Genomic DNA, 18,957 nt, shown 5'->3' on the forward strand with positions numbered 1-18,957 from the left:
CACTGAGTCATGCGACTCCGTGCGCTTATGCGGTATTATCAGTCGTTTCCAACTGCTATCCCCCAGTATGAGGCAGGTTGCCCACGCGTTACTCACCCGTCCGCCACTAACTTAAAACAAGAATCCGCCGAAGCCTCATCAGCGTCTTAAGTCCGTTCGACTTGCATGTGTTAGGCACGCCGCCAGCGTTCATCCTGAGCCAGGATCGAACTCTCACGTTTAAATGTTTTGTTCAATCCGACCAGAACTAAAAGCTTGGCTTTAATGTTCTGTCCGTTATTACTTTTGGTTTGTTATTCTGAATAATTCTCTTGGAATTTTTCAGGGTTGCATTACTGTTTATTTGTCAAGGTGCTTTAATTATGACCTTACTGATTTACGCAAGGCAAACGCAGAAGGAGGGATTTGAACCCTCGCGCCGCTATTAACGACCTGCACCCTTTCCAGGGGTGTCTCTTCAACCACTTGAGTACTTCTGCAAAATAGTTGATCACAATAATTATGATATTGTATGTAGCAGCGTGTTCATAATTAAGCGGAGCGAAAGGGATTCGAACCCTTGTGGCGTTGCCGCCAAACGGTTTTCAAGACCGCCTCGTTATGACCGCTTCGATATCGCTCCGAGTTAACTTATTTGAATACCTCAGATAAGATAACGCTCTGTGGAAGATGTTTTCGTATCTCGCCGCAGCGCAAGAATTATATTAACAAAGTGCCGGATACATGTCAAGCATGTTTCGCAAATTTTTTTGATTTTTTTATAATAAATCGCAATTTCAATCGAGTTATTTACGTTGTTGCGGAAAAATACCGTCATCCAATTCCTCGATACACCCGCTCAAACACTGGCCTTTTCTCGATTCAAGCTCATCCTCAAACCGAGCCGGAATAATTTTCAAAAAAATCTGTTTTTTCACCACAATTTCACATGATGACAATCACAGATGAACGTCATTTCATTTTCTCGTATATCGAAACCAGTTCTTCGACATTTTTTTCCACGGAATATTTTTGTAAAACCTTAGCTCTTCCGTTCTCACCAAGTTCTGCCGACAGATCCTTCTCAGTAACAGCCTTCAAAAGCGCCTGTTCCAGGGCTGCAGCATCCTTTGCGGGAACAAGAAGTCCGTCCTTTCCATCCTCAATGATGTCCGGAATTCCTCCTACGTTGGAAGCTACCACAGCAGATTTCCTGAGCATTGCTTCTATAAGAACCATTCCAAAGCCTTCAAAGTATGAAGGAAGCGTAAGTATTCCACATTCCTTGAGTATCCTGCCCTTCTCATCTCCTGTTACCCAGCCCAGATATGTGACATAGTCCTGCATTTCCCGGATCCTGGCTTCATAGGCAGGATCTTCGAAGATGCCGCCGATATAGAGCTTTACATCCTTATTTTTCTCATGGATATTCTTCATTGCCAGAAGCAACTCATCCATGCCCTTATCCCTGCAGACTCTGCCCAGGAAAAGGATCTTGTTGTAATCCTTGTCAGCTGTACCAACATCAGCTATTCCCTCTGTCTTTATTCCGTTGGGAAATACTCTGATCTTATCTGAGGAAATGATGCCTGAGAAATAATCCTTCCAGGTCTGAGTCAGAACCAGCATGATATCCCCCATCTTAAGGGTATCCGCCGCTTTCTTTCTGCCCTTATCATCCAGCTCTTTTCCGTAAAAAGTTGTAAAGTCTCCCCCATGCTGATGAAGCACAACAGGTTTTCCCTTCTTATGAGCAGCCCTGATAAAATAGCTCTTTCTAAGAAAGCTCATATCTGAAGAAAAGTTCACATGTACCACATCAAAGCCGGGAAGAGCCGCCAAAAAGCGGGCATAAGCAAAGGCAGCCACGAAGAGCTTCTTCAGTTTGCTGCCTTCCTTCATGGTTCCTATGTATTTAAGCGTCACCCTTTGGTCCAGGCCCGCCTTATAAAACTCGTTAACAACCGCCGAGATCCCTCCGTGGACGGATCTGTCCGGCCCCACCATCAAAACTTTCACATATTTACCCATTTAAAATAGCCTCTGCTGCAGGAATATCGTCAGGGGTAGTTATCTTGATATTGGTATAACTTCCCTCAACCAGTTTGATTTTTTTGTCAGTGTAATACTCAACAACCATGGCGTCATCAGTGATATTGATGCCCCTTGCCATGAGCTCGCCCTCCTCCCGGTCAAGCCTCTGATATAGTTCCAATATCATTTTGAAGGAAAAAACCTGGGGAGTCTGAATAAGCCAGGTATGTGCCCTGTCGGGAGTGCTGGCTGCAAAGCCCTTGTCATCTGCGATCTTGATGGTATCCTTTACAGGCATTCCCACAACGCAGGCTCCGAATTCCTTAACGGCATGCAGAGATCTCATGATGATATCCCTGTTTACAAAGGGTCTTGCACCGTCGTGGATAAAAGCATAATCGCAGGCCGGATCCGCAGCCTCAAGGCCGAGTCTTACGCTGTGATATCTGTAGAGACCGCCCTCAACAATGGCTGTCACCTTATCGAACTTATACTTCTCCACAATTTCCTTGCGGACATAGTCAATATCTCCCCTGGAAACCACCAGGACTATGTCATCGATAATGCTCTCCTCAAAGGCTCTGAGAGAATAGTAGATAAGGGGCTTTCCCCCGATTTCCATATACTGTTTCTTTACATCAGAGTTCATCCTGCTGCCGCTGCCGGCCGCAAGAACTATAGCTACGGTTTTCATCCGCGCCTCCCATCAATTTTTGTTTGCGTGATATCTGCGCTCCCTGTCTCCCAGAGGAAGGTTGGGCACAGCGTTCATATCCAGTCCGAACCTCACTCCCTTTTGATACTCAAAATAAGCTGCAGCACCTATCATAGCTGCATTATCTGTGCACAAAACCGGTGAGGGTCTGAAAAAGCTGATTTTGTTCTTCTTGCACTCTTTTTCCAGAAGTTCTCTGAGGGCGGTGTTGGAGGCAACTCCTCCCGCTATGGCCAGCTTGTCATAGCCGTATTCTTTGCAGGCCTTTATGGCATGGCTTGCAAGGACCTCCACCACAGCCTTCTGGAAGGATGCGGCAACGTCGCACTGATCAAGCTCCTGGCCCTGCATTTTGGCCTGATTGATATAGTTAAGAACTGATGACTTAAGACCGCTGAAGGAGAAATCGTATTCCGCATCGCCAATCTTGGCCTGAGGAAATGTGAAGGCATCGGGATTACCTTCCCTGGCAGCCTTGTCGATCTTGGGTCCTCCGGGATATCCAAGGCCAATGGCCCTGGCAACCTTGTCGAAAGCTTCGCCCGCAGCGTCATCTCTGGTCTGTCCTATGATCTCGTACTCACCGTAATCCTTGACCACCACCAGATGGGAATGGCCACCGGATACCACCAGGCACACAAAAGGAGGCTCCAATTCTTTACTCTCAATAAAGTTGGCGCTGATATGTCCCTCGATATGATGCACTCCGATAAGGGGTTTGTTCTTGGCAAAAGCGATGGCTTTGGCAGCGGATACTCCCACCAAAAGGGCACCCACAAGGCCGGGGCCGTAGGTCACAGCCACAGCATCGATATCATCCAGGGTAAGTCCCGCCTCGGAAAGAGCGGCCCTGATACAGCCGTTCATCTTTTCCACATGCTTTCTTGAGGCGATCTCAGGGACTACGCCTCCGTAAATTGTATGAAGAGCAATCTGAGACGAAATGATATTGGACAGCACTTCTCTTCCGTTTCTCACAACTGCTGCCGCCGTTTCGTCGCAGGAGCTTTCGATGGCGAGGATAGTGACATCCCCGCCATTATTTTCTTTTGTATTCTTTACACATTCGGCCTGATCCTTGTCCTTGATGGACATAAAGATAACGCCGTCATCTTCTACATTCTTGTTTATTTCCATTTATGTATTCCCTTTAAGTATTACTAGTTCTGAGTTGGGCCGTAATAAGCTATCTTCCACCTCTTTTGGTCATCTTTTCTGAGTAAAAAGGTGTAATACATGCTCTCTCTGGTAGACCCCTTCATAAGGCTGTAGTAGCATTCCACCTCACAGCACTTTCTGTCATTGATTATTATCTCTTCAGGGGTCGAGCTGTTCACCTGATATGTGGAGAAAGAGTATCCCTCGTTTCTGCGGCTTTGGGCCTCATTGGACATGGCGGCATAGAAATTGGTCTGATTGGCAAGAAGCTCATCATCCAGAATTCCTGCCAGGACATCCAGCATGGCTTTTTCCTGTTCCACTGTGTATTTTTCGTTGTACAGCACCTTGATGATCTGGCAATAGAGCTCCACAACTTTCCTGGGATCCGCCGGATAGGTTTTATCCAGGTTGGTGGTAGTTATTGTATCCACAGCTGAGAGCTTATAATTTTCTTCCCCTCCGCTGCTATCCTTTTTTCTGTTAAAAAGGAAAAACAAGCCCAACACCACCATGGCCCCAAGTAAAACAAGAACAATTGATTTCGCTACCGCTGAACCAACACCATTCTTCTCCATGTCCCCTCATTTCTGCGCTTCGCGCCACACAATCTGCGACTACTCTTCTTCGAATCGAAGTTCTACACTACGGCCGTCCTTGGCAGCTTTACTATTGGCAAAAATCTTTTTGACATCAGGCATAAACTCTACAGGATTCACAAGAGAAGGGCTGTAGTGAGTAAGCCACATCTCCTGAACCTCCGCATCTCTTGCCATTCTGGCCGCTTCATAGAAGGTCATATGCTTATTTTCTCTGGCCTTGGCCTGTTTGTCAGGTTCTCCGTACATTCCCTCACAGATGAAAAGATCTGAATTCTTCGCATTTCTGACTATGGAATCCGTAGGTCTTGAATCTGTTGTATAGGTAAGCTTGATTCCCTTTCTCTCAGCTCCCAGCACCATATCGGGAGTATAGACAATTCCCTCGGGGGTTGTGATGGTCTCACCCTTCTGAAGAGGATTCCAGTATCTTCTGTCTATGCCGGCACTCTGGGCGGCCTCCACATCAAATTTGCCCTGCCTTCTAAGGCTCATGGTATAGCCATAGCAGGTAATGTTGTGATTGACCTTGAAGGCGGTTATGGTAAATCCGGGCATTCCCTCGGGTTCAAAGGACATCTCGTCCTCAGTTATCTCTTTAAAACGGATCTCAAAGGGAAGCTCGGGAGCAATTACTCTCAGGGCATTCACTACCCTTTCAAGACCCTTGGGTCCCACCACGAGAAGAGGCTCTGTTCTCTCGGCATTTCCCATGGTAAGGAGCATTCCGGGAAGGCCGCTGATATGATCCGCATGGTAATGAGTAAAGCAGATGATATCAATAGGCTTGGCACTGAGGCCCTTTTTCTTCATGGCGATCTGGGTGGCTTCACCGCAATCGATGAGCACACATTTTCCGTTGTATCTCACAAAAAGAGCTGTGAGAAAACGGTTTGGAAGAGGCATCATTCCGCCTGTTCCAAGAAGACAAACATCTATCATATAATTCTTAATTCCTTTTCCAATAAATTACTGCATCATCCTTGGGTTCTTCATAAAAGCCGGGGCGAACGCCTTCGCTCTTAAAGCCCAGCTTCTCATAGAGCCTTATGGCAGGGGCATTGGCGCCTCTGACCTCAAGGGTGTAGTTCTCGATTCCAAGGCCGTGGCCCCTTTCAAGGAGCTGCTTGACCATCTTGTAGCCGACGCCTTCCTTGCGGCAGTCACCGGCCACGGATACATTGGTGATCTCTCCGTCTCCGGAAATATTCTGAACACCGCACAGGCCCACGATTCTTCCGGCTTTCTCCGCCACAAGGTAAATGGTGTCGTCCCTTGTCATGGCATCCAGAAGCTGCTTGCGGGACCAGGCCTCTTTGCCCAGATTGAGCTTCTCAAGGGCTGCAGCGTCATCGATATCCTCCGCTGTCATGGGCCTTACTCTGATAATGCCGGGAGACTTAAGTTCAGACTTGCCGGGAGCATTTTTCTTTTCCCCGGAGCCCTCCTTTGCTTCCCGCTCTGCCTGGGACATTCTGAGGTAATCCGGCGCGAACTCATCCGCTGAAACAAGCTGTCCCTCACCGGCCATTTTGGCAGCCAGAGCTGCAACAGAAGCGGCGCTCTGCCTGTTCTGATGGATAGGCGCAATGGAATAGGGCACCTTGAGATTTTTTTCCAAAACATCATGATAAACCGGGACGCCGTCACCAAGCAGGATGACCGCCTTACCCAGGCTGTTGATCTCACCGATTATGTCATCCAGGGAAGCCGCATACTGGCCATGGATTATCTGCATGTCAAAGCTGCGCTCCATGCTCTTACCCTCGGGCATCTTGGGCACGAAGGTATAAAGTCCCGTGTAGACCTGATTCCTTCTGGCATCCATCATGGGGCAGATCACCTTCTCATTGCCGTAGAGATTGTAGGCGATGCCGTCCACGGTGGGCACAGGGATAATGGGCTTATCCAGGGCAAGAGCCAGTCCCTTGGCGGTGGCTGCTCCTATCCTCAAGCCCGTGAAGGATCCCGGTCCCTTGGCCACAGCAATGGCATCGATGGTAGAAAGGTCCAGGTGAACCTTCCTGCACATATCATCCAGCATGGGCATCAGGATCTCGGAATGTGTGGTCTTATATTGAATTGAAAACTGGGCCAGGATGATGTCGCCGTCAGCTATGGCAACGGCTCCCACCAGGCCTGATGTGTCTATTGCAAGTATTCTCATATTTTATAAAAAATGTCCTTTTACTTCTTAATCATCGTTATAAGTCTGTAATCAAAGCCCTTTTCCAGGTTCTTCTCGATCACGATCTCAGTGTAATGCTCCGGCAGGCACTCCTCGATAAGATTGGCCCATTCGATTATGCACAGACCATCCCCGTAGAAATAGTCCTCATATCCGATCTCGTCCATCTCGCTGATGTCTCCGATGCGATATACATCAAAGTGATAAAAGGGAATTCTGCCCTGATCATATACCTGAATGATCGTAAAGGTCGGGCTGCTGACAGGTCCTTCTATTCCCAGGCCCTTGGCTATACCCTGGGTCAGGACAGTCTTGCCCACTCCCAGATCTCCGATAAGGGTATAAACAGCTCCGGGCTGGGCGCTTTCCCCTATCCGCCTGCCTATCTCAAAGGTTTCCTCTGCACTAAAGGATTCATGCTTAGTTACTATATCCATAAAAACCTCACTGTTAACAAACCATAATTAATTTTAGTATACCACAAAAAAGGGTATGGGAGCATCCTCCCATACCCGCAGCCTGCTGTGAGACTATATCAAATTATGCTTCTGCCTCAGCTTCAGCCTTGTTAACCTTTCTGGAAGCAGACAGTCTGTCAGCCTTAAGAATAGGACTGAGCTGCTTGTAAACAAGGAAAGTGATAACGCTGTCCACGATGCCCTTAAGAAGATTGAAGGGAGCAACGCAGAGAGCACAGAAGGTGAAGAGATTGGTTACTGCAGGATTGATGGCAGTTCCCATCTGAATAAATGCATCAACTCCGCTTCCGAACATAACCGCATAGGCAGGTAAAAGGAAGAAGGCATTGAGAAGAGCACCTACAATAGCAATGCAAACGGTTCCGACAAGGCAGCTGAAAAGAGCGGCCTTTCTGCTCTTCTTAAATCTGTAGATGATGGTTGCAGGTACAACAAAGGCTGCGCCCACAACGAAGTTGGCAATCTCTCCAACGAATCCTGAGGTGGTTCCCTGGATCAGGATATTGAGTGTAACCTTCACGAATTCGATCATTACAGCAACCATGGGTCCGCAGGCAAAGCCTCCGATAAGCGCAGGGATATCGCTGAAATCAAATTTGTAGAAGGAAGGTGCAAAAAACAGCGGAAACTCAAAAAACATAAGCACAAAGGAAATAGCAGAGAAGACGCCGATAATAGCTATCTTCCTGACACTGAACATAGCCTCTGTCCTGCCGGATTCCCTCAGTTCTTTCCTTCTGGCGGCCTTTTCAGCGAAAAAGGTAAGCAGAAAAGCTGCAAGGATCAGCAGTATCAGAGCCAAAAAGTGCTCCCAGTTCTGTGCAACGGTGGTTAAAAGTGTTTGTTTTTCGTTCATCTTATTCTCCTCTTTCTCATCGGGTAATATTTGAAATTGAAGATAGGGAAAAATGAAAAAAGCTCCAAGTCAAAATACATAGACCTGGGGCTACCACAAGAAATCATATTGTGCATTCTTCTCTCATCCAGACTATACTGTCGGTCTTGGAATCTCACCAAGTCAGCCGCCTAAGCGGGTCGCGGACTATACCGCCGGTTGGGAATCACACCCTGCCCCGAAGAATTATTATTTTATATGCTAATACTAGCACATTTCTCTGATTTGACAAGTCCCTTACGCAAATTTATAATCAAATTAACTGTAATTGTGATAAACTGACCTTTTTGTCCGCTTATAAATGAGGTTGCTATGAAGAGAGTTGTGACAAGAAAGCTGACACCGGGAATGGTGCTGGCCAATGATGTCTATACCTATGATTCATATATAAAACTTCTGGATAAGGGCACGATCCTTGAAGACAAAGATATTGCAAGGCTTGCCTTTTATTCTATTCTGGATGTTCTCGTGGAAGATGATCCCGTGGAACCTATTGTTCCCGAGCCTGCCCTTCAGGGGCTATCCTATTCCGAAAGACTCAAGCAGTCCGAGGAATTCAAAGAATTCCGTGCAGATTTCGAAGAATGCGCCACAAGATTTGAACACGAGATACAGGACATCATCAATAACGAACCCAACTTCAATGTGGACAACATGATGACCCCAATATACGGGCTTCTCGAAAAGGGCAGGACAGCCACCAACATCTTTGACATGCTCCACAATCTGAGAATGTATGATGATGCCACCTATACCCACTGTATAAATGTGGCACTGATCACCAATATCATTGGCCAGTGGCTGAAATGGAACAAGGAAGAGCTGGAGATAGCCACACAGGCAGGTCTTTTCCATGATATAGGAAAACTCATGATCCCCGGCTCCATAATCACCAAGCCCGGCAAGCTCACCAGTGACGAATACAGCATAGTTCAGACACACCCACAGCGGGGATATGAAATACTAAAGCCCATCAACATCAGCGCCCATGTTAGAAATGCCGCACTGATGCACCACGAAAGATGCGACGGCACCGGCTATCCGCTGAAATTAACAGGGCCCAAGATAGACAGATTTGCCAAGGCCGTGGCCATTGCGGATGTATATGATGCCATGACCAGTGCAAGACATTATCGTGGTCCTCTTTGTCCTTTCATTGCGATATCGATGTTTGAAGAGGAGGGACTTCACAAGTATGATCCCGAGATCATCATGGTATTCCTGCAGAACATTGTTAATACCTATCTGCTTAACACCGTAAGGCTCAACACCGGCGAGATCGGCGAGATCATTTTTGTAAATAAGACCCATCTCTCAAAGCCAACCATAAAGGTGGGCGAAGATTACATAGACCTGAGCAAATGCCCGGGAGTCTACATTCAGGAAATCGTATAAGGCACAAGAAAGAATGTCGCGAGCGTTTTTTATTTAACAGGAAGCAATTTCCTGTTAAATAAAAAAACATGCATAGGTGGATGACCACTTATGCATGTTTCATTTTAAACTTGGTTATATCTCTGTCGGAATCGACCTTTTCTATCTGAGCGCCCAGCTCTCTAAGCTTCACATCAAAGTCCTCATAACCTCTCTCGATATACTTGATATCCTCAACGGTTGAATAGCCTTCCGCTGTAAGAGCTGCTATTACAAGGGCAGCACCTGCCCTCAGGTCCGGAGCGGAAATAACTGCTCCTGTGTATTTGTCCACGCCCTCAATGATGGCGGTACTTCCCTCTACCTTGATATTGGCTCCCATTCTGGTGAGCTCATCAACATATTTGAATCTGTTCTCGAAAATACTCTCTGTCACAATACTGATGCCGCTGGCAAGACCCAGAGCTACAGTGATCTGTGGCTGCATATCCGTAGGATATCCGGGATAAGGAAGAGTCTTAACATGTGTGTTCTGAAGTCTCTTGGTTGCCACTACTCTGACTGCATCATCGGATTCATGGATCTGACATCCCATCTCGATAAGCTTGGCACTGATGGATTCCAGATGCTTGGGGATAACATTCTTGACTGTGATATCTCCCTTGGTTGCAGCTGCTGCCATCATAAAGGTTCCAGCCTCGATCTGATCGGGAATGATTGTATATTCTGTGCCGTGAAGCTTCTCAACTCCGCGTATCCTGATAACGTCTGTACCTGCGCCCTTGATGTCAGCTCCCATACTGTTGAGGAAGTTGGCAAAATCAACTACGTGGGGCTCCTTGGCTGCGTTCTCGATAATAGTCTTACCCACTGCCATACATGCAGCCATCATGATATTGATGGTAGCTCCTACACTGACAACATCCAGATAGATATGGCTTCCAACCAGTGCATCCGCATGAGCCTCAATAATTCCGTGTCCAATGTTAACCTTGGCTCCCAGAGCGGTGAATCCCTTGATGTGCTGGTCAATAGGTCTCAGGCCTATACTGCAGCCTCCGGGAAGAACCACGCCGCCTTCCTTGTATTTGCCAAGGAGAGCTCCGAGAAAATAATAGGAGCCCCTGATTTTTTTCATATCATCATTGTCAAAAGTATAATCACGAATCTGTGATGCATTGATCTTAACCCCATGTCTGCCGATTCTCTCAACGAAGGCTCCTGAGCTCTTCATTGCCTGAAGCATGGCATTGGTATCGGATCCGTCATGCATATTATCTATATATACGGTTTCATCTGTCATGATGGAAGCTGCGAGAATAGCCAGCGCTGCGTTCTTGGCGCCGCCGATCTCAACCTCTCCTACCAGAGGAATCCCGCCTTTAATTACATATTTTTCCATAAGAATCCTCATAGCATACTGCACAAAAATCTTTGTGCCGATTGCATATAAATTCCATTCAATAATTGTCAAAATTACATAATCGAACAAATTATATTTATATCACATTTATGTACCAGTGTCAAAACAGACACTGAAAAAGTTCTGTTAATTCAAGTAATTAAGCGGGTTAACCTGAGATCCGTTAATGAGGATCTCAAAGTGCAGGTGAGGTCCTGTGGATACACCGGTATTTCCGGAAAGGGCGATCTTCTGTCCCTGGGATACCGACTGTCCCACTGAAACCAGTATCTTGGACAGGTGTCCGTATCTGGTCTCCCTGCCGTCTGCGTGCTTGATATATACACAATAACCGTATCCGCTTCCCCATCCGGCTCTGGTAACTCGACCTGAGGAAGACGCCATAACAGCGGTTCCCACAGGGGTAGCCCAGTCAACGCCCTTGTGATAGGAGCTGGCTCCTCTGGTAGGTGCATTTCTTCTGCCGAAGCCTGATGTGAGACGACCGCCGGAAATAGGCTTAACATAGGTCGGAGGCACTTTGGTTCCTCTCTCTACGATCTTGGGAACAGCCTGATAAGTCACCTCTTCCTTTTCGATCTGTCTGCCGTTTTCCGAGTTATCGGTATAGCTAATGAGCGCAACAACCTTTCTGTGGCCGGCTGAGGGCTCCTGAATAACCTTGCTCTGAGTGGTGTACCAGGAATCATTGGGAATGTACTGAACCTCGGCTTCATAATCCTCTTCATAGTATTCCTGAAGAGTATAAACCACTGAAAGTTCCGGTTCCGGTACGGTTACAATGATTTCGTCCTCAGGTCTGATCCTGGTAAATTCATCCTCCAAAGACTCATTCATTGCAATAAGATCCGCAACGGTAAGGTCATACTGAACAGCAATGCTGCTGAGGGTATCTCCTGATTTTACCTCGTAGATCTGATTGGTCTCTTTATCTTTTGTAACATCATCTATGGCTGTTGAAAGATCTGTGAGCTCCTCATTTGGAAGGTAACTCTCCACGATTTCAACCTTGTCACCAAAGTTGATGTCAATAAGTCCCAGCTCGTAATCCGAAAAGTCCTTGTCATAGGCGATTGGTGTTGCCTCGTTGACTATTTCCGAAACGGTCTGGAAAAAGCCTGCCTCGGGCAGACTTGTCTTGGCTATCTTCTCTTCCTTACGAACCTCTTCCTTGCTGAGAACCTTGGGAGTAAGCACATTAACTTCTCTTGATTCGTCAAGCTCAAGGGAAACCTCATACTTATTCTCAGTGTCATAGTTGGAAAGAGAGGTATTTAACAACTGCATGACCTCGTTGATGCTGGCGAGGTTGACGGAAAATTCATTTATCTTGATAGAATATGCTCTGTTTAAGGTGCTCTTTTTGTTGGCATTGATAACCGCCACCATCTGTTTAGCCACATCAGAAGTTGAATCCACTGTGGACCAAAAAACATTGCTTCCTTCGATGCTGAGATCCGAGGTAGCCAGGGTGAGCTCGTCGCTGCCCTGTGCTATCTGCCTTCTGGCGCTTCTGTAGGCATCATAGGCATCATTTTTGGATGCCACAACACCCACCACCTGATTGTTCAGCTTTACGGTAAAAATGTTGTTTCCGCCTTTTTCATATTTTACCAGGCTGGGCATAAACAAGATCCATAGGGTTATTACAACCAAGGCGGAATGCAAAAACCATATCTTTATTTTTTTGTAAAACATTGTATTGCCTGAATTCATATCGGATTATCTTTCTAATGCTTTCTCTTTTTTAAATAAGACCGAGAAGTCTCAGCACATTGATCACGAGGTCTGCCCCCACAACCAAAAGAGTGATGATGAGTACAGGAAGAACAGCGCTGTTCTTGGTCTCAACCGCAACCTGAACAGCCTCAAGTCGTCTCTCGACTTCCTTGAAGGCCTCCTTGTTTTTATCCTGATTCTTCTCTACAACGGCCTGAACATTTCTGTATACCTGAACGCCCACATCATGGATCCTGGTCTCGTTGGCTTCCAGTGTCTCCTGATGTTCCTTGTAATCAGCCTTCAGTTGTTCAAGGCTCTCCTTATATGCTCTGGCATCTGCAATCATTTCATCGAGATGCTGCTTGTATTCCTCTGCGGTAAGTTTGAAGTCCTCGGCATTGAGCTTGAAGTCCTCGGCGTTCTGCTTGAGTTCCTCCATAAGAGCCTTGTAGTGCTCCGCCTCAAGCTTGATCCTCTCAGCCTCCTTGGCCTCTGCCTGTGAATTAGCCCTTATGATGTCCTGAGCCCCAATCTTTTCAGCAATCTTATTCATAAAGTTATCCACGATATTTCCTCCCCAACTGTCTATTTTTCGCAACTTCAACTATAGTATCATACATTTATTATGAATAATTAACAAGATAATATCTGCAAAAAGGATTTTATTATGCAGTTTTACCCTTTGTTCATTTTCTGTTCATAATTTATTCATAATTGCCTTGTATATTATAAACATAGCCGATGGCAAACGGCTTCCAAACAACGAAAGATAGATTTTTTCATAATAGGGTAGGCGCGGAGACGTGTCTACCCACTCCTCATTTTGTGACCTTTTTTATTTTTTTCATTTGACTCAAAAGGGTCACAAGCGCATCATTTTCCAGATTCTATCGCCAGAATCTCCTCATTAAGGGACAGCATTCTGGCATCAAGATCAGCCACCATCTTGGCACATTCATGAAGCTCACTGTTAATATGGTTAGGAGCCTTTCCCTCAAACTTGTACTGGATCTTGTGCTCCAATGAAGCCCAGAAATCCATGGCTACGGTTCTGATCTGAATCTCCACCTTAACATTGACAATGCGATCGGAAAGATAGACCGGCAGGGAAACTATCATGTGGTAGCTTCTGTAGCCGCTCTTTTTTGGGTTCATAATATAATCCTTGACGGTAAGAACCTGAATATCCTTCTGATTGCTTATCATCTCGGCGATTCTGTAAATATCCGATGTAAATGAACATATAATACGGATTCCGGCTATATCGTTGACATAGCGTACCATATTCTCAATGGTGGACTCATAGCCGTTGCGCTTAAGCTTTTTGACAATGCTCTCAGGAGTCTTAACCCTGGCCTTAACGTGCTCGATAGGGTTGTACCTGTGAACCTCCTGGAATTCCTCATTGAGAATTTCGATCTTGGTTGTTATCTGCTTAAGAGCAGAGTTATACATCAGACTTACTTCTTCCCAGGAATGAATGTCCTCTGAAATTCTTATACTGTTTGATGCAAGATCAAGTTCCATAAAATCCCCTTTAACTGCGGAAATATTCCTTATTCATGGCGCAGGCTCTAACCAGTGCCTTAGGCAGCTTCTTATAATTTCTGCCCAGCTTGTACCCCATAAACCTGCTGCCGCACATAATGATGTAATGGGGAATGAGATATGCCTTGCCAATATGTCTGAAATGCTGAATGGTCTGACTGACCATCTTTTTTCCCTCGGACTCAGAGCTGATATTTCCGAAAATCTCCGGATGATCCGTCTGGGAAACCCCGAGGTCAAAGTTTCTGTGAAACTGCTGTGATACGCTGTAATTATGTGAATGGATAACTCCCGCCTCGGGAACATAGCATATTGCATAGCCCTTCTGGCAGGCAGTTCCCGCATAGACCATATCCTCGTTAAAAATGGTCTTGTGAGTAAATCCACCAATTACATTATAAACGTCGCGCCTATACATTGCACATACATTTGAGCAAAAATAGGTCTTGATTCCAAGCCTTCCGATATCAGCCTGAGTCTTCTTCATGGCTTCATTCGGATAATTGAATTTCCTGGAAAATCTCTCCGCAAGGTTACAGTCTGTTTTGGGATACTGCCTTGCGTAGGCTGCGGCCACATCCTTGTCCAGAGCCTTGGCAAGACTCGAAATAAGCATCTTGTCTCTGGGAAAAGCATCCTGGGTCATCATCAGAAAGAAGTCCGCATCAGATAACTGCACTCCCTGATTTCTGGTCTCCCCATGGTCAAACTCCGACTTGGATACATGCTTCACTATTATGTTGTTGTACTTTTTCAGGGGATTCTCAGAATTCTCGGATATCAGCTTGTCCCAGTACTTCTGCTCCGTATTCATGATAATGATATGTCCCGGACGGATAGACTGAGTCTGAAGATCATCAATTAGTCTGAAAAGAGAAATATCCGGTTTGTAGGTTGGAATAATAACATCAACTGTATTCATATTGTCTTCATTCTTTCATAAACAAAGGGCCGGGGTCCATAAAGGCCCGGCCCCTTTAGGAATATCAATTCAAATATGGGTCTGTATCAGACTTGATCTTATCACTGTACTTCTGAACATCAGGAGATACTGAATATTCTGAGTCATCAAACAGGAACTGGTGAAGCCACTTAACATTGGATGAAAGGTCTGAAGGAATTACGCAGCTGCCCTTCTTACCGATGGTTCCGGTGGCACGCATGCTCTCCTCAGGGAATCCGTTGTTATCTACAACCTCATAGTTGGCAATGTTCTTAAGAAGTGCAAGGATCTCTGTAAGATCAAGTGAAGTATAGGTCTCATTAAAGGTCTTGTTGGCTACTTCCTCAAGCTTGGAGAAGTCCATTCCCTTGGCCTTTTCAAGGCAGGCCATAAGGACTGTTCTCTGTCTCTCGGCACGCTTGAAGTCATCTCCGGCTGTGTAACGGATACGGCAATATGCTGTCGCCTGAAGTCCGTTCAGGGTCTGAAGTCCGGCGCTGTTAACCGGTGTGTACTTAAGTCCCATCTCTGAAGCCATGGTGGACTGATAGTTGTTAAGATGAGGAATCTCAGCATCTGTTACCTCGATAGGCACACCGCCGAGAGCATCAACTACGTCTGTAAGTCCTCTGAAGCCGATGGTAATAAAGTTCTTGATATCCATATCAAGATTCATGTTAAGCATTGATATAGCCTGCTCGGGGCCGCCCTCTGCATAGGCTGCGTTACACTTGGTATAAGAGTCGTTGCTGAGGTTAAGGTATGTATCACGATATACTGAGCAAAGCTTGATCTCACCGTTTGCATTGTTGATGGATGCGATGATGATCGTATCTGATCTGGTATTCTTGGTAAGCTCACCGTCACGGGCATCAACACCGAAAAGTGCTAAGTTGGTATATCCGGACATCTGCACGTTCTCAGCTACTGTCTCATTGATACTCTGGCTGATAACCTCTTCGTCCATGTTAACCTTACCAACCTTGGTAACATCAACCTTAAAGAACAGGGTATATGCCACATAGATAAGTACGCAGGCGATAAGTATCTCTCCTACGAGAAGTGCTATTGCCTTGGTCTGATTCTTTTTCTTCTTGGGGCGTCTCTTGCCTGACTGAGCAGGTCTTCCTGAACTCTTTCCGGCATGTGATGAGCCGTTTCTGCCTCCCTTGGAGGATCCGCTTCTTGAGGAAGAGGGCCTTGATGATGAAGGTCTGCCTGAGCCGTTTCTTGAAGATCTTCCTGAGGATGATCCCTGTGAGGATCTTCTCACGGGTCTGTCATCATAGTCATCATAATCATCATTATATCTGTCATCTCTGGATGGTCTTCTGTCATCTCTGTCATTTCTGTCATAATACTCGTCATCACGATTTGACATGTTTATTCTCCTTTTTTCCCAATAAAACTTTTTGTGTATATATTGCATAAGTCAAAAGCGCATACACTTGTATATTTTGCCACAAACACCGAAAATATACAAGTATATGCGCTTTCTCAGCATCCATGCGGCTTTCCGCCGGTGCATCAATAGGCATTTTTGTTAAAAAGTCCGTATCTTATGGTTCCGAGGATTATCTTAAAATCAAATCCCATGGTCCAGTTTTCGATATAGTAAATATCGTAATCGATTCTTTTTCTGATAGATGTGTCGCCTCTGTAACCGTTGATCTGAGCCCAGCCTGTAAGTCCCGGTCTTACCTGGTGTTTTACCATATATCTGGGGATCTGCTCCTTGAACTTCTCAACGAACTGAGGTCTCTCGGGCCTTGGTCCCACAAGGCTCATCTGTCCAACGAAGATATTAAAGAGCTGAGGAAGCTCGTCAATACTGTATTTCCTAAGGAAGGCGCCAACGCCGGTAACTCTTGGATCTCCCTTGGTGGTCCATCCCTTCTTCTCCTCAGCCTCGGTCTGAACCCTCATGGATCTGAATTTGTACATCATAAAGGGCTGTCCATTAAGGCCGATCCTCTCCTGCTTGTAGATGATCGGACCCTTGCTGCTGAGCTTAACCGCAATAGCTGCCACCAGCATTACAGGCGATGTAAGAATGATGCCGATAAAAGAACCGATGATGTCAACAACCCTTTTGGCCAGCTTGTTAAAGGAATTAGTAAGCGGCACATATCTGATGTTGACAACCGGAAGTCCCTGAACGTCCTCTGTGTAAGGATTGCTGGGGAAAAGTGAAGTATAATCCGGAATGAACTTGGTGTGCACTCCCGATTTCTCACACTGAGCCACAAGCTCCTCAAGTCTGTCGTAATCATCCAGAGGAAGCGTGATGGTAATTTCATCGTAATTGCTGTTAACAAGGTAATCCTGAAGCTGATCGGTCTTTCCCACAACCTTTATGCCATGGTAGCTGGTTCCTATGGGAACGAAATCGTCCAAGACACCTGCTATGTCATAGCCCCACTGGGGATTTTCCAATACCCTGCTGATGTAGGCCTCTGCAGCCCTGGAATATCCCACCAGAAGAATATGCTTGATGTTATATCCCTTTTTCCTGATATACCGTAGGAACTTACGAAGAAGTCCATGTGCCAGGGTCGTCAGTGCAATATTCAGAACGAAGAATATACCCAGCATGGTTCGGGAAAAGTTACTCTGCTTTAACATGTACAAAAGCACCAGAAATCCAACAATTCCCATGAGGTTGGCCTGAACTATGTCCACAAACTCATTCCAAAGCCTCAGGGCTCTCCTGGACGTGTAGAGCTGAACCATGTAGTACAAAAAAAGATATGAGGGCACAAGATAATAAAGCGCAGAAAAATAGGTGGACATTGAAAGAACGCCACCGGGATTCTTGTCCCTGAAAACAGATTCAAATTTCAAATAATAGGACAACATGTAGGAACCGGCTACGATGAGCCCGTCCACTATAACATGCAACCTATTAAGATGTGTCTGGTTATCTTTTATCATTTAAACAATACCAATTCTTCTTAGGCAGTTAAGCCACAGCTCCAGCTGCAGTTTAAGGCTGTTAACAGCCTGTCTTCCCCCGAATCGGACTCTTTTGTCTGAGCCCTTGAATATCCTTGAAAAGCCACTAAGAAGGCCCTTTATATGGGCTTTTCCCAACCCTTTTTTCATGTAAAAAACATGTTTTATAAGTATGCCCGCAATAATAAGCGGGAGATTAATCAAAACCTGTAAAAAAGGCATATTTTTATATATTAAGTATAAATTATTGGCTGCTGTCAGTTCAACCTTAAATGCATTATGCCTTGAACCGCTGCTGCCGCTGCCGGCGTGATATACCACCGCCGAGGGCTCCATAAGGTTCCTGTAGCCGTAAAGTCTTGCCCGGTAGCCCAGATCCACGTCCTCCAGATAGCAAAAATGCGCCTCGTCAAAAAGGCCCACCTCATCCAGCATGGACTTCCTGTAGATGGCTGCCCCTGCGCAGGCGGAAGTGATATAGAGTCTCTTTTTATAATTGTCTGCATTCTTGTCCTTGGAAGGAGCAAAGGCCCATCCCAAAGCGCAGTAATAGTCTCCGGCATCATCCACCAGATCAGGATGGTGAAGCTGAAGCATCTTGGCCTGGGCGCTGAAAAGATCCTTCTTTTTGTCCATGACTCTGACCAGGGACTCGATGGCCTTCTCATCGCAGACAGTGTCGTTGTTCAGAAGAAAAACATACTCTGTATCTGCGGCTCTTATGCCTTCGTTGACAGCATTGGCAAAGCCGGTGTTACTGCCAAGCTCCAGAACCTTCATTTCCGGATACTTGTCCTTAACAAAGGAAACACTGCTGTCTTCAGAACCGTTATCAACTATGATAACACAAAAATCCTTATATGTTTGTTTTTTAAGGCTCCTAAGACAATCCTGCAGAAATTTCGCCCCGTTGTAGTTAGGAATTATAACCGTAACCTTTTCCAT

General features: G+C 45.9%; 17 protein-coding genes, 2 tRNA genes, 1 rRNA gene and 1 riboswitch. Of the genes, 1 reads left to right on the forward strand and 19 read right to left on the reverse strand.

Annotated elements, in window-relative coordinates; genetic code table 11:
• From T359_RS0108120 to T359_RS0108170, 11 genes are all read right to left on the reverse strand, one after another.
• Positions 1 to 221: ribosomal RNA gene (locus T359_RS0108120) — 16S ribosomal RNA — on the reverse strand; the annotation flags it as partial.
• A 169-nt stretch (positions 222 to 390) separates the two neighbouring features.
• A tRNA-Ser gene (locus tag T359_RS0108125) sits at positions 391 to 479 on the reverse strand.
• Positions 480 to 536: 57 nt separating this feature from the next.
• Positions 537 to 622, reverse strand: a tRNA-Ser gene (locus T359_RS0108130).
• A 329-nt stretch (positions 623 to 951) separates the two neighbouring features.
• A complete protein-coding gene (locus T359_RS0108135; RefSeq protein WP_026517039.1) occupies positions 952 to 2,010 on the reverse strand; it encodes a glycosyltransferase family 4 protein in 1,059 nt (352 codons plus the stop codon).
• Positions 2,003 to 2,707 (reverse strand): 2-C-methyl-D-erythritol 4-phosphate cytidylyltransferase, encoded by a 705-nt coding sequence (gene ispD / locus T359_RS0108140; protein WP_026517040.1) that lies wholly within the window; start codon positions 2,705 to 2,707, stop codon positions 2,003 to 2,005. Before ispD ends, T359_RS0108135 begins: the two co-directional genes overlap by 8 nt.
• Positions 2,708 to 2,719: 12 nt before the next feature.
• Complete coding sequence (gene tsaD / locus T359_RS0108145) at positions 2,720 to 3,865, reverse strand: tRNA (adenosine(37)-N6)-threonylcarbamoyltransferase complex transferase subunit TsaD (protein ID WP_026517041.1); 1,146 nt, start codon at positions 3,863 to 3,865, stop codon at positions 2,720 to 2,722.
• A gap of 23 nt (positions 3,866 to 3,888) precedes the next feature.
• Positions 3,889 to 4,464 (reverse strand): DUF6715 family protein, encoded by a 576-nt coding sequence (locus T359_RS0108150; protein ID WP_026517042.1) that lies wholly within the window; start codon positions 4,462 to 4,464, stop codon positions 3,889 to 3,891.
• A gap of 39 nt (positions 4,465 to 4,503) precedes the next feature.
• Positions 4,504 to 5,427, reverse strand: coding sequence for a ribonuclease Z (locus T359_RS0108155; RefSeq protein ID WP_026517043.1), 924 nt, complete (start codon positions 5,425 to 5,427; stop codon positions 4,504 to 4,506).
• A 7-nt stretch (positions 5,428 to 5,434) separates the two neighbouring features.
• The gene (locus T359_RS0108160) at positions 5,435 to 6,652 is read right to left on the reverse strand and encodes a bifunctional tRNA (adenosine(37)-N6)-threonylcarbamoyltransferase complex dimerization subunit type 1 TsaB/ribosomal protein alanine acetyltransferase RimI (protein ID WP_026517044.1); all 1,218 of its coding nucleotides are present in this window, start codon (positions 6,650 to 6,652) and stop codon (positions 5,435 to 5,437) included.
• Between the two features lie 20 nt (positions 6,653 to 6,672).
• Entirely contained in the window at positions 6,673 to 7,110 is a 438-nt protein-coding gene (gene tsaE / locus T359_RS0108165; protein WP_026517045.1) for a tRNA (adenosine(37)-N6)-threonylcarbamoyltransferase complex ATPase subunit type 1 TsaE, read from the reverse strand.
• Between the two features lie 103 nt (positions 7,111 to 7,213).
• Positions 7,214 to 8,008, reverse strand: a complete 795-nt coding sequence (locus tag T359_RS0108170; RefSeq protein ID WP_026517046.1) for an ECF transporter S component — start codon at positions 8,006 to 8,008, stop codon at positions 7,214 to 7,216.
• A gap of 111 nt (positions 8,009 to 8,119) precedes the next feature.
• A riboswitch (FMN riboswitch) is annotated at positions 8,120 to 8,237 on the reverse strand.
• 122 nt (positions 8,238 to 8,359) lie between these two features.
• Between T359_RS0108170 and T359_RS0108175 the strand changes: the two genes are divergently transcribed.
• Positions 8,360 to 9,442, forward strand: a complete 1,083-nt coding sequence (locus T359_RS0108175) for an HD-GYP domain-containing protein (protein ID WP_026517047.1) — start codon at positions 8,360 to 8,362, stop codon at positions 9,440 to 9,442.
• A gap of 88 nt (positions 9,443 to 9,530) precedes the next feature.
• Here T359_RS0108175 and T359_RS0108180 read toward each other — a convergent pair whose 3' ends face one another.
• From T359_RS0108180 to T359_RS0108220, 8 genes are all read right to left on the reverse strand, one after another.
• Positions 9,531 to 10,823 carry a UDP-N-acetylglucosamine 1-carboxyvinyltransferase gene (locus T359_RS0108180; protein ID WP_026517048.1) on the reverse strand — a complete coding sequence of 431 codons (1,293 nt, stop codon included), beginning with the start codon at positions 10,821 to 10,823 and terminating at the stop codon, positions 9,531 to 9,533.
• A gap of 147 nt (positions 10,824 to 10,970) precedes the next feature.
• A complete protein-coding gene (locus T359_RS0108185) occupies positions 10,971 to 12,470 on the reverse strand; it encodes a M23 family metallopeptidase (protein ID WP_242839065.1) in 1,500 nt (499 codons plus the stop codon).
• 121 nt (positions 12,471 to 12,591) lie between these two features.
• A complete protein-coding gene (locus tag T359_RS0108190; protein WP_026517050.1) occupies positions 12,592 to 13,131 on the reverse strand; it encodes a hypothetical protein in 540 nt (179 codons plus the stop codon).
• Between the two features lie 308 nt (positions 13,132 to 13,439).
• Entirely contained in the window at positions 13,440 to 14,093 is a 654-nt protein-coding gene (locus T359_RS0108195) for a GTP pyrophosphokinase (RefSeq protein ID WP_026517051.1), read from the reverse strand.
• A 10-nt stretch (positions 14,094 to 14,103) separates the two neighbouring features.
• Positions 14,104 to 15,036, reverse strand: coding sequence for a glycosyltransferase family 2 protein (locus T359_RS0108200; RefSeq protein ID WP_026517052.1), 933 nt, complete (start codon positions 15,034 to 15,036; stop codon positions 14,104 to 14,106).
• A gap of 64 nt (positions 15,037 to 15,100) precedes the next feature.
• The gene (locus T359_RS0108205; RefSeq protein ID WP_026517053.1) at positions 15,101 to 16,438 is read right to left on the reverse strand and encodes an LCP family protein; all 1,338 of its coding nucleotides are present in this window, start codon (positions 16,436 to 16,438) and stop codon (positions 15,101 to 15,103) included.
• Positions 16,439 to 16,584: 146 nt separating this feature from the next.
• The gene (locus tag T359_RS0108215) at positions 16,585 to 17,991 is read right to left on the reverse strand and encodes an undecaprenyl-phosphate glucose phosphotransferase (protein WP_026517054.1); all 1,407 of its coding nucleotides are present in this window, start codon (positions 17,989 to 17,991) and stop codon (positions 16,585 to 16,587) included.
• Positions 17,992 to 18,957, reverse strand: a complete 966-nt coding sequence (locus T359_RS0108220) for a glycosyltransferase family 2 protein (protein WP_026517055.1) — start codon at positions 18,955 to 18,957, stop codon at positions 17,992 to 17,994.

Source organism: Butyrivibrio sp. MC2021 (assembly GCF_000621605.1).
Taxonomy (GTDB): Bacteria; Bacillota; Clostridia; order Lachnospirales; family Lachnospiraceae; genus Butyrivibrio.

Excerpts from the sequence above, each read along its gene's own strand:
- T359_RS0108215 (WP_026517054.1), bottom strand. The coding sequence starts at position 17,991 with ATGATAAAAGATAACCAGACACATCTTAATAGGTTGCATGTTATAGTG.
- T359_RS0108155 (WP_026517043.1), bottom strand. The coding sequence starts at position 5,427 with ATGATAGATGTTTGTCTTCTTGGAACAGGCGGAATGATGCCTCTTCCA.
- T359_RS0108205 (WP_026517053.1), bottom strand. The coding sequence starts at position 16,438 with ATGTCAAATCGTGATGACGAGTATTATGACAGAAATGACAGAGATGAC.
- T359_RS0108195 (WP_026517051.1), bottom strand. The coding sequence starts at position 14,093 with ATGGAACTTGATCTTGCATCAAACAGTATAAGAATTTCAGAGGACATT.
- T359_RS0108160 (WP_026517044.1), bottom strand. The coding sequence starts at position 6,652 with ATGAGAATACTTGCAATAGACACATCAGGCCTGGTGGGAGCCGTTGCC.
- T359_RS0108220 (WP_026517055.1), bottom strand. The coding sequence starts at position 18,957 with ATGGAAAAGGTTACGGTTATAATTCCTAACTACAACGGGGCGAAATTT.
- T359_RS0108185 (WP_242839065.1), bottom strand. The coding sequence starts at position 12,470 with ATGCCCAGCCTGGTAAAATATGAAAAAGGCGGAAACAACATTTTTACC.
- T359_RS0108170 (WP_026517046.1), bottom strand. The coding sequence starts at position 8,008 with ATGAACGAAAAACAAACACTTTTAACCACCGTTGCACAGAACTGGGAG.
- T359_RS0108150 (WP_026517042.1), bottom strand. The coding sequence starts at position 4,464 with ATGGAGAAGAATGGTGTTGGTTCAGCGGTAGCGAAATCAATTGTTCTT.
- ispD (WP_026517040.1), bottom strand. The coding sequence starts at position 2,707 with ATGAAAACCGTAGCTATAGTTCTTGCGGCCGGCAGCGGCAGCAGGATG.
- T359_RS0108175 (WP_026517047.1), top strand. The coding sequence starts at position 8,360 with ATGAAGAGAGTTGTGACAAGAAAGCTGACACCGGGAATGGTGCTGGCC.
- T359_RS0108135 (WP_026517039.1), bottom strand. The coding sequence starts at position 2,010 with ATGGGTAAATATGTGAAAGTTTTGATGGTGGGGCCGGACAGATCCGTC.
- tsaE (WP_026517045.1), bottom strand. The coding sequence starts at position 7,110 with ATGGATATAGTAACTAAGCATGAATCCTTTAGTGCAGAGGAAACCTTT.
- tsaD (WP_026517041.1), bottom strand. The coding sequence starts at position 3,865 with ATGGAAATAAACAAGAATGTAGAAGATGACGGCGTTATCTTTATGTCC.
- T359_RS0108200 (WP_026517052.1), bottom strand. The coding sequence starts at position 15,036 with ATGAATACAGTTGATGTTATTATTCCAACCTACAAACCGGATATTTCT.
- T359_RS0108180 (WP_026517048.1), bottom strand. The coding sequence starts at position 10,823 with ATGGAAAAATATGTAATTAAAGGCGGGATTCCTCTGGTAGGAGAGGTT.